Source organism: Methylobacterium marchantiae, assembly GCF_042679825.1.
GTDB classification, from domain to species: Bacteria; Pseudomonadota; Alphaproteobacteria; order Rhizobiales; family Beijerinckiaceae; genus Methylobacterium; species Methylobacterium marchantiae.
This window is the reverse complement of sequence record NZ_JBHTND010000016.1, coordinates 59667-72323: the sequence shown is the minus strand read 5'-3', so window position 1 is coordinate 72323 and position 12657 is coordinate 59667. Positions and strand designations below refer to the sequence as shown.

11 protein-coding genes are annotated in these 12657 nt (G+C 69.2%); 5 read left to right on the top strand and 6 right to left on the bottom strand.

Annotation, left to right across the window (positions count from 1 at the left end; translation table 11 throughout):
* Nucleotides 1–36 precede the first annotated feature (36 nt).
* Together ACFQ4G_RS13105 and ACFQ4G_RS13100 are read left to right on the top strand one after the other, a co-directional pair.
* Nucleotides 37–924 carry an aldose 1-epimerase family protein gene (locus ACFQ4G_RS13105; RefSeq protein ID WP_238206173.1) on the top strand — a complete coding sequence of 296 codons (888 nt, stop codon included), beginning with the start codon at nt 37–39 and terminating at the stop codon, nt 922–924.
* Entirely contained in the window at nt 921–1604 is a 684-nt protein-coding gene (locus ACFQ4G_RS13100; RefSeq protein ID WP_238206171.1) for a TenA family protein, read from the top strand. The genes ACFQ4G_RS13105 and ACFQ4G_RS13100 overlap by 4 nt, the downstream gene beginning before the upstream one ends.
* Here the strand turns inward: ACFQ4G_RS13100 and ACFQ4G_RS13095 are convergent.
* Nucleotides 1577–2452, bottom strand: coding sequence for a class II glutamine amidotransferase (locus tag ACFQ4G_RS13095; RefSeq protein ID WP_238206169.1), 876 nt, complete (start codon nt 2450–2452; stop codon nt 1577–1579). The two genes, ACFQ4G_RS13100 and ACFQ4G_RS13095, sit on opposite strands and share 28 nt — an antisense overlap.
* 289 nt (nt 2453–2741) lie before the next feature.
* On the opposite strand from ACFQ4G_RS13095, the gene ACFQ4G_RS13090 reads away from it, so the two are divergent.
* The 3 genes from ACFQ4G_RS13090 (at nt 2742) to ACFQ4G_RS13080 (ending at nt 7547) form a co-directional block, all read left to right on the top strand.
* A complete protein-coding gene (locus tag ACFQ4G_RS13090) occupies nt 2742–5294 on the top strand; it encodes an ABC transporter transmembrane domain-containing protein (protein ID WP_238206167.1) in 2553 nt (850 codons plus the stop codon).
* Nucleotides 5295–5519: 225 nt separating this feature from the next.
* Nucleotides 5520–6098, top strand: coding sequence for a hypothetical protein (locus ACFQ4G_RS13085; RefSeq protein ID WP_238206165.1), 579 nt, complete (start codon nt 5520–5522; stop codon nt 6096–6098).
* Between the two features lie 243 nt (nt 6099–6341).
* The gene (locus tag ACFQ4G_RS13080; RefSeq protein ID WP_238206163.1) at nt 6342–7547 is read left to right on the top strand and encodes a L,D-transpeptidase family protein; all 1206 of its coding nucleotides are present in this window, start codon (nt 6342–6344) and stop codon (nt 7545–7547) included.
* 13 nt (nt 7548–7560) lie between these two features.
* Here ACFQ4G_RS13080 and ACFQ4G_RS13075 read toward each other — a convergent pair whose 3' ends face one another.
* The 5 genes from ACFQ4G_RS13075 to rsfS form a co-directional block, all read right to left on the bottom strand.
* A complete protein-coding gene (locus ACFQ4G_RS13075) occupies nt 7561–8775 on the bottom strand; it encodes a divergent polysaccharide deacetylase family protein (RefSeq protein WP_379040353.1) in 1215 nt (404 codons plus the stop codon).
* 164 nt (nt 8776–8939) lie between these two features.
* Nucleotides 8940–10262, bottom strand: coding sequence for a S41 family peptidase (locus ACFQ4G_RS13070; protein ID WP_238206161.1), 1323 nt, complete (start codon nt 10260–10262; stop codon nt 8940–8942).
* A complete protein-coding gene (locus ACFQ4G_RS13065; protein WP_238206159.1) occupies nt 10262–11638 on the bottom strand; it encodes a murein hydrolase activator EnvC family protein in 1377 nt (458 codons plus the stop codon). The genes ACFQ4G_RS13070 and ACFQ4G_RS13065 overlap by 1 nt, the downstream gene beginning before the upstream one ends.
* The gene (gene rlmH / locus ACFQ4G_RS13060) at nt 11635–12138 is read right to left on the bottom strand and encodes a 23S rRNA (pseudouridine(1915)-N(3))-methyltransferase RlmH (RefSeq protein WP_238206157.1); all 504 of its coding nucleotides are present in this window, start codon (nt 12136–12138) and stop codon (nt 11635–11637) included. Before rlmH ends, ACFQ4G_RS13065 begins: the two co-directional genes overlap by 4 nt.
* A 34-nt stretch (nt 12139–12172) precedes the next feature.
* Nucleotides 12173–12601, bottom strand: coding sequence for a ribosome silencing factor (gene rsfS, locus ACFQ4G_RS13055; RefSeq protein WP_238206155.1), 429 nt, complete (start codon nt 12599–12601; stop codon nt 12173–12175).
* Nucleotides 12602–12657: the final 56 nt, after the last annotated feature.

The window sequence follows — 12657 nt, the reverse complement described above, 5'->3', positions numbered from 1 at the left end:
CAACCGCGGCAGCGTGACAATCCCGGGGAGCACGACATGAGCGACCGCATCACTCTCAAGGCCGGCGACGGCACCGTTGCGGTGGTGGCGGCGTCCGGCGCCGAGCCCGTCTCGTGGCAGGTCGGGGGCCGCGAATACCTCTGGAGCGGCGATCCGGCTCACTGGAACCGGCACGCGCCCTGGCTCTTCCCGGTGGTCGGCGCCTCGTCCGGCGGAATGGTCCGCGTGGACGGCACGGCCTATCCGATGGGCCAGCATGGTTTCGCCCGCGACCTGCCCTTCGCGATCGTCTCGCAGAGCGACGACAGCGTCACCCTGCGCCTGGAGGATAGCGAGGCGACGCGCGCCCATTACCCCTATCCGTTCCGCCTCGACATCACCACGCGGGTCGGCCCGGCCCATCTCGATTTCGAGATCTGGATCGAGAATACCGGCGAGGCGCCCCTGCCCTACGCGTTGGGCTTCCATCCGGCCTTCCCCTGGCCCTTCGCCGATGGCGAGCGCAGGGCGGGCGGCGGCTATGCGGTCGAGTTCGAGCATCCCGAGCGGGCGATGGCGCCGGAAGTGGGAGAGGGCGGCCTGCTCCTGCGCCAGGAGCGCCCCTTCCCCCTCGAAGGGAGGATCCTGCCCCTCGATCCCGACATGTTCGCCGAAGCCATCGTCCTGCGCGATGCGGCCAGCGCCAGGATGCGCTTCACCGCGCCCGATGGCAGCGCGATCCGCATGAACGTCTCGGACTTCCCCCATCTCGCGATCTGGACGAAGCCCACGGCGCCGTTCCTCTCCCTCGAATGCTGGACCGGCCATGCCGACTGGTCGGGCTTCGAGGGCGACCTGACCCGGCGCGACTCGCAACGCCTCCTCGCCCCCGGCCAGCGCGCCCGCCACGGCGTCAGCCTCACCCTGGAAGGTCCCCGCTCATGATCCGCCCCGCCGACGAGACCGGCTTTTCGGCCGAAGCCTGGGCGCGGAACGCCGAGATCTACGAGACCATCCGCACGATGCCGTTCAATGCCGAACTCGCCGCCGGCACCCTCGGTCAGGCCCGGTTCCGGCACTACATCCTGCAGGACGCGCATTACCTGATCGGCTTCGGCCGGGCGCTCGCGCTGGCGGCGGCGAAATCGCCGGAGCCCGAGGGGATCGTGCAGTTCGCGAAGGCCGCCGAGACCGCCATCGTGGTCGAGCGCTCGCTCCATGGCGGGTTCTTCCGGGATTACGGCATCTCGGCCGAGACCTTCGCCGCCACGCCGCTCTCGCCGCCCTGCGACCACTACGTGTCCTATCTCCTCGCCACCGCCTACGGCGAACCCTACGAGGTGCTGCTCGCCGCCCTGCTGCCGTGCTTCTGGATCTATGCCGAGATCGGCACCGACATCCTGTCGCGGTCGCAGCCGGGCAATCCCTACGCCACCTGGATCGACACCTATGCGGGCGAGAAATTCGGCACCGCCGTCGCCGAGATGATCGCGGCCACCGATGCCGCCGCCGAGGGGGCGTCCCCCTCGCTGAGGGCGCGGATGCACGGGGCCTTCACCCAGGCGACCCGCCTCGAATGGATGTTCTGGGACGGCGCCTATCGCGAGGCGGCCTGGCCTGTCTGAGCCCGGCGCGACGGAGCGGAGACCGCGCCGTTCCCCTGCCGGCACGGGCGCGGAACGCGGGTCGGCACCGGCTCGCCCGGCTTGATCACGCGCACGGTGCCGTCCCGCAGGGACAGCATGTGTCCGCGCTCGACATCGGTCCAGCATTCGTCGCGGGTGAGCGCCTTGGTGGCGACCACCGTCACCACGTCGTCCGTCCCCGTCTCCTGTGCGAAATCGACGTTCCAATCCTCGTCGACGAGGGTCGCGGTGCCGAAGGGGGCGCAGCGGGTGAGGTAGCACAGGCGCTTGCCGCAATGGGCGTAGAGCGTCCGGCTGTCGCTGAGCAGCATGTTGAACACGCCGAGCCCGTGCAGCTCGGCGCAGAGCCCGGCGACCGCCGCATCGAGCCGCGTCGGGCTCGGCAGGCCCGGATAGCGCTGCTGCAACTGGTCGAGCATCCAGCAGAAGGCGTATTCGCTGTCGGTGGAGCCCACCGGCTTGAACCAGGTGAGCGGCCACTTCTTCACGCCCTTGAGCTGTCCGTTATGGGCGAAGGTCCAGCGCCGGCCCCAGAGTTCGCGGCTGAACGGATGGGTGTTCTCCAGCCCGACCCGGCCGCGATTGGCCTTGCGCACATGGGCGATGACGATCCGGCTCTTGATCGCGTAGTTGCGCAAGAGCTTGGCGAGGACCGAGCTCGCGCTCGGCTCCGGCTCGTGGAAGGCTCGCGCCCCGCGCCCCTCGTAGAAGGTGATGCCCCATCCGTCCGCGTGAGGCCCGGTCTCGCCGCCGCGCCGGGCGAGGGCGGCGAAGGAGAAGCGGATATCGGTGGGCACGTTCGCGCTCATGCCGAGCAGTTCGCACATGGAAAATCTTGCAGCTTCTGGCGATGCGCTTGCGACGGGACCGCGGGCGGGGAAGGGCGCGAGGCAGGGGACGAGGGAGGGGGACGAAAGAGGGGACAGGTGCCGAGCCCCTGGAGACGGACCAACCTAGGAGTGTTTGTCTCCCCGAACAACCGCGGAGCCGCATGTGCCGGGCGACACGGGGAGATTCGTCACGGGTGCCGTCACGCCTATCCTGCCCGCCGGCGATCCTCTAAGCCGGCCGTGATGATGGACCGTACCCGGCACGGGCCGCCGGAGGGAAACGTCGATGGACCGTGATCCGATCGCCTTCGCCTGGACGTCGGCGCGGACGCTCCAGATCTCCGTCATCGCCCTGACGCTGGGGCTCGGCCTTCCGCTCTCCCTGTTCGCCCTCCTCTGCCTGCGCGACCTCGTGAGCGTGCTGGTCCAGGCACCGGCGCAGACCGTGCCGTTCCTCCGGATCGCTCTCGAACCGCCCTGGCAGACGGACGGGCCACCCACCCTCGTAGCCGTGTCCGGCTGGCCCATGCCACCGGTCGACGTGATCCTCTGGGCATTGACCGGGCTCGCGGCCGTGGCGGTCCTCGCGGCGGCCCTGGGTTGGATCGTGGCGCGGCTGTGCTTCTTCGCCCAGACCCGGACGATCCGCCTGCTGAACGAGCGGGTGACCACGGCGATCCTGCACGCCCCGACGGCGGCGCGGGACGAGGCCCGCACCCTGACGCAGCTCGTCGGTTCGGTGCTGGCCAGGATCGACACGCTGTTCGGCCTCGGCATCGTCGTCCCGGTCACGGCCGTCGCCGCCATGATCCTCGCCCTCACGCTGGCCGCCCTCGCGGCGCCGAGGCTGGTGCCGGCGATGGCGGTGGGGCTCCTCGCAGCCGGCCTCGCCCGCATCCTGATCCTCCAGCGGACCCGCGCGCGCACGAACCTGCGCCTCGATGCCGGGGCGTCCGCCGAACGGTCCCTCGCCGACCTCATCCGGCGGGTCCCGGCGGTGCGGGCCCATGGCGCGGAAGCCTTCGAGCGCAGCCGCCTCGCGGCCAAGGGCGCCGCGATCCGCGACGCGCTGGCGGCTGCCGAATCCTCCCTCGCCTTCGCACGGGCACCGTCGCTCGCCCTCGGCGTCCTGCTTCCCGCGATCATGCTGGCCGTCGCCCTCTGGCGCGGCGAGAGCGGCACGGCACCGCCCGTGTCGCCCGGAGCCCTGGTGGCGGCCGGCGGCGGCTTCGCCCTCGCCGTCGTGACCCTGGCGGTCACCCTGCATCTCCGCTCGGTCCACGAGGCGGTGGCACCGGTGTTCCGCGACCTCACGGCGACCCTGGCCTCCCTCGAAGGACGGGGCGGCTACAGGCCGGGCCCCTTCGCCGCGCTGCCGCAGGGCGGCCCCCTCGCGGCGACCGGCGTCGGCGCCTACGACCCCGCCAGCGGGGAGCGCCTCGCCGGTGTCGACGTCGCGGTGCCGATGCCCTCGCATCTGGCGATCGTCGGAGAACGCGGCAGCGGCGCCAGGGCGCTCGCCGCCCTGCTCGCCGGCCAGCTCGAACCCACCGCCGGCGCGGTGACCTATGACGGGATCGACCTTCGCAGCCTCGATCCGGCCGAGCGGGCCAGCCACATCGCCCTGGCGGGCGCCGAGGCGATCCTGATCGAGGGGACCCTCGAGCAGAACATCCTCTACGGCGCGGCGCGCCAGGAACGGCCGTCCGAGGCAGACCTCATCGACGTGTTGCGGCTCACCGGGCTCGACGCCTTCGTCTATGCGCGCGGCCTCGAAGGCACGGTGGATCCGAAGGCCGAGCCCGACATCGCCGAGGCCGTGGTCTCGGCCCGCCACGCCGTGCGCGAGGCGCTGGCGGCGGACAAGGCGGCGCGGCTGGTGGAGCCGTTCGATCCCGCCCGGTACAACCATCAGGCCAATGTGGGCGAGAACATCCTGTTCGGCGAGGCCGTGGGGCCGGCCTTTTCCGGCAGCCACATCGCCGCCCATCCCTACCTGCGCGCCGTGCTGGAAGCCGAGGACCTGACGCGGTCCTTCACCGAGATCGGGCTGCAGGTGGCGCGCAGCACCATCGAGATCTTCGCCGACCTGCCGGACGATCACCCGCTCTTCGACGCGTTCTCGCTGTTTCCGGCGGCCGAGCGCGGCTTCTTCGAGGATCTGGTCAGCCGTCAGCCGGAGGCGAAGGGCTGGCGCCGCGGGCCGGCCGGCCAGCGCGACCGCAAGCGCCTGATCGGGCTCGCGCTCCGCTACAGCGAGACCCGGCACCGGTTCGGCCTGATCGATGCCGCCTTCGAGGACCGCATCGTCGCCGCGCGCCACTCCTTCGCACGGCTGATGCCGCAGAGCCTGCGTTCGGCCATCGAGTTCTACGACCCGACCCGGCTCAACCCCGCCGCCAGCCTGGAAGAAAACCTGCTCTTCGGCCGCATCAACGGCGAGGAAGCCGGCGCCGAGGCGCGGGTGCGCGCCCTGGTGCGCCGGGTCCTGGTCCAGCAGGGGCTCGAATCCACGGTCTACCGCCTCGGCCTTGCCAGCCGCGTGGAGCCGGGCATGGGCGGCGGCGGGGCGAGCCTCGGCGAGAATGCCATCGGCTCGCGCGAGCGCATCGGCATCGATCTCGCCCGCTGCCTCGTGCGCAAGCCGGACATCGTCGTCGTCGCCATCGCCCTCGACGACGGCAAGGCCGCCGAGATCAAGGAGCGTCTCGCCAACCTGCGGGCAGCGAGGGCCGGGCGCGGGCTCATCGTCTGCCTGCCCGACACCCAGGCCCTCGATGCGGGCGACCCCTTCGGCGCGGTGCTGCATGTGGAGCGCAGCACGGTGCTGGCCGCCTGATGCGGCGAGGATGTAAATCCTTCTTCGGCACGTGATGAGGTTTCATCGGAGACCTTCCATCAACGCGCACTTATTCTGAATAATGGATTTTCGATAACAATAGAACGCAGGCGATATCTGGTTTTCCGGAGAAAATACCCTCAGTTACTACCTAAAGTTGCATTTATGTGACATATTATCAGTCTAGTCTAGTTTAGTCCTCCGCAGGAACTGAGGAGGATGTTCATGGCTGCCTGGGGACCAACGACAACCGGAGTCGTCGCCGGATTATTGTCGGGAACGGTCATTCCTGCAATACTTGCGTTTGCTTGGAGTGCCGGCAGCAGTGGCGCTCTCATCGATAGTCTGGGCGGTGTATCGAAAGCTCGGATGACCGAAATTCTGGAGAAAAATCAGAGCGTGGCGAGCAAGGCCGTGTCGCCAGACGTCGTCCCGACGGCAATGATCGCGGCCTTCGATAGCGACGTCTGCCCAGCGGGTTGGGAATACTTCTCCAATGCCGGGGGAAGGTTTCTCGTGGGTGCGGGCAAGCATAGCAATAAACAAGTATCGATTTATGATTGGCGCAGCACAGGCGGTTTGGAAAACGTTTCTTTGGCGGTCGCTCAAATGCCGAGCCATAAGCACAGCTACGCCATTCTCGAAAAGTCCGGAGAGGGATTGGACGTTGACAATCTTACAAAGAATATAAGCGTGTCCCCCAGAGCTTCTGAAACGTCAGCAACGGGAGGGGGACAACCTCATGAAAATCGGCCTCCCTACTTTGCCGCCACCTTTTGCAAGTCCGTATCAAAAATAAGATAGGACGTTCTATCCAGGGATGGCAGAAGATGCTGCCGTGCTTTCTGAAAAATCGTCGAGACGAGGGTCGCCTAGCGTGATCGATGGTCTTGAACGTTTCGTCTTTGCATAAGTCCTGCCCCTCGAAGACAAGACCACCCGATCCATCCTCCCTATTGCGGCCCCAATGGGATACGATAGGGAGGAAGCGTGCATCGTGCACGGGCGTCCGCGCATTGCCGGATGAGTCGCTGTTCAGGGCCGCGCATGGTCTTTCTTCCCCGGCATCCGATGGGCTCGGCGGCGCTCGCCCGTCTTGCCGCGGGAGCGTTGATCCTGACCCTCGGGACGATCACAGCGGCGCCGGTCTCGGCCGAGCTCGGAAAAGCCTACGCGCCGATTCCGGCGGCGACCCTCGCATTGATGAGCCAGAAGGGCACGACCGCCTCGGCGCCGGTCCTGTTCCGGGCCTACAAGAAGGAATCCGAGATCGAGGTCTGGAAGAAGGCCGCCAACGGGCGCTTCGTCCATATCAAGACCTTCCCGATCTGCCGCTGGTCGGGTCAGCTCGGACCGAAGCGCAAGACCGGCGACCGCCAGACGCCGGAAGGGTTCTACACGGTGCCTCAGCGCCAGATGAACCCGAACTCGAAATACTACCTCTCCTTCGATGTCGGCTATCCCAACGCCTACGACCGCGCCCAGGGCTCCACCGGTTCGGCCGTGATGGTCCACGGCGTCTGCTCGTCGATGGGGTGCTTCGCCATGACCGACCAGGTGGTCGGCGAGATCTACGCCATCGCCCGCGACGCCTTCGCCGGCGGCCAGGCGGCGTTCCAGTTCCAGTCCTTCCCGTTCCGGATGAATGCGGCGAACATGGCCCGCTACCGGACCGACCCGAACATCGCGTTCTGGCGCCAGCTCAAGGAGGGCTCGGACCGGTTCGAAGCGACGGGCGAGGAGCCGAACGTCACCGTCACCGCCGCGCGCTACGCCTTCCTTCCCTACAGGGACACCGCCCTGGAATCCCTGGTGACGGCGCGCCGGGCGCAGGAGGAGGCCCGCATCGCCAGCCTCGTCGAGGAAGGGAGTGCCGCCGTGCGCACCACCTATTCCGACGGGGCCCAGCACCCGTTCTGGGCGGCGCTGTCCGCCAAGGGCGTCTCGCTGGGCGATGTCAGCCGCCCCGAGGCCCTCGCCTATGCGGGGCAGGACGTGGTGGTGATCCCGGCCCAGCGTCGTCCGGTCCAGGTCGCGGAGGCGGTGTGGTCGCGCTGGATGGCGGCGGCTGCCCTTCCCCCGCTCGTGCGGGTCCGCGGGTTCGTTCCGGCCTACGAGACGGAGCCGCCGCGCTTCGCCGCCCTCGTCACGCGCTACGAGCAGACCCTGCCGGCGATGCTCTCGGCCTCCCTCGCCGGGCAGATGCCGGCCCCGACCCCGCCGGCCATCGTCGAGACCCTGGCGCGGCGCTGAGGAGCCCCGCGCCTTAAGGCGTCGCGCTCGTCATCCGCGCGGGCGGCGTGCCGCGCAGGGCGGTGCTGACGGGGACGAGGCGGATGCCCCGGGTTTCGAGATCGCGCGACCAGCGGGCGATCCGCTCGATCGTCAGCGGCATCGCCCCGGCCGAGGCCAGCGCGAACCCGTTGGTCTTGGCCTGGGTCTCGAGCCGGGCGAGTTCGCGGTCGATCGCCTCGGCGCTGGGCGTGGCGTCGAGGACGATCTCGGCGCGGGCGACGGGGGTCTTGACCTTGCCGCCGAGCGACGTTGCCAGGGAGCGGGGCGACGTGCCGTCATCGACGAAGCCCAGCCCCCTGGCTCCGATCTCCCGCAGCACGGGTTCGAGGGCGGCGGCATCGCTGGCGAGCTTGGCCCCCATGAAGTTCACGAGCCCGACATAGCCGCCGAACCGGCTCATGACCCAGGACAGGCGGTCGAGATTCTCCGGGGGGCGCGAACTCGTCAGCAGGGTCTGCGGGCCGGGATCGCTGTCGGGATAGTCGAACGGCTCCATCGGCGCCTGGACCAGGATCTCGTGGCCGAAATCGCGGGCGCGGGCGACGCTGCGTTCGAGGTCGCCGCCATAGGGCGAGAAGGCGAGGCTGATCGCGGGTGGGAGCTTGGTGATGGCGCCCGCCGTCGCGGCCTGACCGACGCCGAGGCCGGTGACGAGGATGGCGATGCGCGCGCCGGGCGCCCCCGCATCGGAATCGGACCTCGCATAGACGTCGAGGGGCCGGCGGCGGCCCTCGCCGATCTTCGGCAGGCTGCCATGGCGCCCGCGCTCCGTCAGCCGGGGATCGGGGCCCGCGAGCCGCACGGGCTCGGCGGTGGGCACGCGGATGATCACCGCATCGGTGGGGGCCGCGCTGCCGGCCGGCCGGACCACGTGGACGCCGGAGGCCGTCTCGATCTCGCCGGCCGAACGCGATCCCGAGGGAGGAGGCTCCGGCGCCTTCGCGACGGGGGCCGGGCTCTCCGGCGCGCGCAGGGTGATCGTCGCGACGGCGGAGGGCTCGCCGCCATTGGGATCGCCGGTGATCGCCAGGATGGTGCCGCCGAGAGTGAGGCCGGCGACCGCGACGGCCACCATGGCCGGCAGACTGGCCCTTGGTATCGAGACGCCGCGCAGCCGCTGCCCCAGCGAGCGGGAAGCCGCCTTCTCGGTCCCCAGCGGACGCGTCAGGATGTCGTCGGTGGCCACGATCAGCCGTTTCCCTCGAAACTCGCGACCGATGGAGGCCGGCGCTTCGGACGAGAAACGAAGCGGCCCGCAGAATCGGTCCTGACCGACATTGCGGGCCGCGCTGGTTAACGTTTGCTTAAATCCCGCGACACCGGTGGCGTTTCAGGACGGAACCGAGCTCTTCAGTTCGGAACGGCGGCCTTCGGGGTGTTGGCCGCGCCCTTCTGGATGCCGCGGACGAAGTCCACGGCCGCGATCAGCTGCTTGTCCTTGGCCGGATCCGGCGGGACATAGGCCGACGAACCGCCGCGCTCCTCCACGTCCTTCTGCTTCAGGTGGCCCTTGAGGCCGGCCTCGCCCTTGGTCTCGTCCTTGCCCTTCAGCTCGTCCGGGATCTCCTGCAGGACCTCCTGGTCCGGCTCGATGCCCTTGGCCTGGATCGAGCGGCCCGACGGCGTGTAGTAGCGCGCCGTCGTGAGACGGAGCGCGCCGCTGCCGCCGAGCGGGATGATCGACTGGACCGAGCCCTTGCCGAACGAGCGGGTGCCGAGCACGGTGGCGCGCTTGTGATCCTGCAGGGCGCCGGCCACGATCTCGGAGGCCGAGGCCGAGCCGCCATTCACCAGCACGACGATGGGCTTGCCCTTGGTCAGGTCGCCGGCCTTGGCCGAGAACCGCTGGGTCTCGTCCGGGTTGCGGCCGCGGGTGGAGACGATCTCGCCGCGGTCGAGGAAGGCGTCGGAGACCATCACGGCCTGGTCGAGGAGGCCGCCCGGGTTGTTGCGCAGGTCGAGGACGTAGCCCTTGAGCTTGTCCTGCCCGACATCCGTCGAGAGCTTGTCGATGGCGTTGCGCAGGCCGTCATAGGTCTGCTCGGTGAACTGGGTCAGGCGGATGTAGCCGACGTCGCCACCCTCGGCGCGCGACCGCACCGGCTTGATCTTGATCACGTCGCGGTTGAGCACGACGTCGATCGGGTCCTTGGATTCCTTGCGGCTGATCTTGAGCTTCACCGGCGAGTTCACCGGTCCGCGCATCTTGTCGACGGCCTGGTTCAGGGTGAGGCCCTGGACCTGATCCTCGTCGATCTGCGTGATGATGTCGTTGGTGAGGATGCCGGCCTTGGAGGCGGGCGTGTCGTCGATGGGGCTGACCACCTTGATCAGGCCGTCCTCCATCGTGACCTCGATGCCGAGGCCGCCGAACTCGCCCTTGGTCTGCACCTGCATGTCGCGGAAGCTCTTCGAGTCCATGTAGCTCGAATGCGGGTCCAGCGAGGTGAGCATGCCGTTGACGGCCGCCTCGATCAGCTTGGCCTCGTCGGGCTTCTCGACGTAGTCGGTCCGCACCTTCTCGAACACGTCGCCGAACAGGCTGAGCTGGCGATAGGTCTCGGCGGAGGCCGCCACCGCGCTCGTCCCGGAGAGCAGGTGCGTCTGGGTGGCGAGCAGGGAAGAACCGACGCCGAGAAACGCGCCGGCCAGGACTAGGGAAATCTTGCGCATTATCCGCGAACCTTCTCGCTGGGGCTTTTGGCCCACCAAGGCTCCGGATCGATGGAGCCGCCGTCTTTCCTGAACTCGACGTACAGAACCGGTCCGTCGCGGTCGCCCGGAGTGGCGCCCTGGCCGCCCTCTCCCATGGCTGCCACCGGTTCTCCCGCGAGCACGAACTGTCCGACCTCGACGTTGATCTGATCCATTCCGGCCAGCAGCAGATAGTAGCCATCGCCGGCATTGATGATCAAGAGTCGTCCATACGAGCGGAACTGCCCGGCGAACGACACCCACCCATCGGACGGAGAGGAAACCACCGCCTTCGGGCGGGTCGCGAGCGATATGCCGCGGGTCGTTCCGCCATTGCCGTCGGGCTGGTTGAAGCTGCGCAGGGTCGTGCCGCTCACCGGCCTGGGCACTTCGCCGCGCGTATCGACGAAGCGGATCTTCGGTGCGAGCCGCGCGGGATCGCGGATTCCGGCCGCCGCGAAGCGCTCCTGGGTGGCGCGGGCTTCGCGCGTCTCGGCGGCACGGGCCTCCTCGGCGGCGCGGCGGGCCGAGGCGACCTCGCTCTCCATCCGGTCGAGGAGTTCCTTGAGGCTCTTCGCCTGGACGCCGAGCTCGGCGGTGCGGGCGCGCTCGGTGACGAGACCGCTCTCGACCTCGGCGAGGCGGGTGCGGCGCGCCGTGATCAGGGCGTTCAGCCGTTGCTGCTCCCTGGCCCAGCCGGAAAGGTCGTTCTGCAGCCCCTCGCGGTCGGCGGCGATGAGGCCCTTGAGCCGCACCATCTCGGTCAGGTCGGCGGCCAGGGTCTCGGCCTCGCCGCGCAGTTCGGGCACGACGGCACCGAGGAGCATCGAGGTGCGGATGACGGCGAGCACGTCCTCGGGCTGGACCAGGACGGCCGGCGGGGGTCTCCGTCCCATGCGCTGGAGCGCGGCGAGGATCTCGGCGATGACCCCTCGGCGGGCCTCCAGCGAGCGACGGATGCCCGCCTCGCTGGCGGTCAGCGTCTTCAGGCGCTCCTCGAGCCGGCTCATGCGGTCCTCGGTCGCCTGCGCCTGCCGGGCGGCATCGAGGAGGGCCGCGTTGAGCTTGGCGCGGTCCCCGCCGATGGATGCGATCTCCGCCTCGAGCTTCGCCCGCGCGCCGGTGGAGGCGGCGAGCTGCTCCTCGATCCGTTTCAGGTTCTCGGCGCGGCGGGTCTTCTCGTCGAGGGCCCGCTGGATCGCATCGGCCGCGGCGGGGTCCTGCTGTTTGGGAGTGTCCGGCGGCCGCGGCGCCTCCTGCGCCACGGCGCGGCCGAACGCGAGCACCGCCACCGCCGCGGATGCGGCGATGCGGATCGCTCCGCCATGGGGCCTGCGCCGCGCGGTTCCGCTCATGATGCGTCGATGTTTCCCCGGTGATAGGGATGCCCCGCCAGGATCGTCAGCGTCCTGTACACCTGCTCCAGCGCCAGCACGCGCACAAGGCCGTGAGGCAGGGTGGCGGCTCCGAAGGCGAGGGAGAGGTCCGCACGGTCGCGGACCTCGGGGGCGAGACCGTCCGCGCCGCCGATGGCGACGACGAGGGTGGCCGTGGCGGCGTCGCGCCACGAGGCGATCCGCTCGGCGATGCGCTCGCTTGTCCAGTCCGAGCGTCCGCGCTCGTCATAGACCAGGAGCGCGCTCGACGCGGCCGGGGCATGGGACAGGATCGCCGCCCCCTCCTCGACGCTGCGGTCGATCGGCCGCCGGGCCCTGCTCTCGGGGATCTCGACGACGTCGCAGGCCGGGAAACCGAGACCACGGCCGAGCTGGACCGCCCGGTCGCGATAGCGCGCGGCAAGATCCCGCTCGGGTCCGGGTTTGAGACGGCCGACCGCCGTCACCAGCAGACGCACGCGTCAGGCGCTTCGTGCCATCGGGATCGGTCGCTCAGCCGGCCAGGAGCCCTGCGGGGCGATCGGCGCCCCACATCTTCTCGAGATTGTAGAAGCCGCGGACCTCGGGCCGGAAGATATGGACGATGATGTCGCCGGCATCGATCAGGACCCAGTCGCAGGCCGGCAGGCCCTCGACCCGGGCCGTGCCGAAACCCTTGGTCTTCATGTCCTGGAGGATGCGGTCGGCGATGGCGCCCACATGGCGCTGCGACCGGCCGGAGGTGATGATCATGGTGTCGGCGAGCGAGGTGCGACCGGCGAGATCGATCTCGATGGTTTCCTCCGCCTTCATGTCTTCCAGACAATCGAGCGCGAGCGCCTTCAGATCACCGATCTTCTGATCGGCAGCGTGGTCGGAACCTGCGGTTCCCGGATGGAGCGAATCGGTCAGTGTCTCGATTCCCGAAGTGACGGCGGTCATTTTATCTGGACATTCTATAGTCTGGAGAGAGTGGAACGATCACTCTTCGTTTTCAA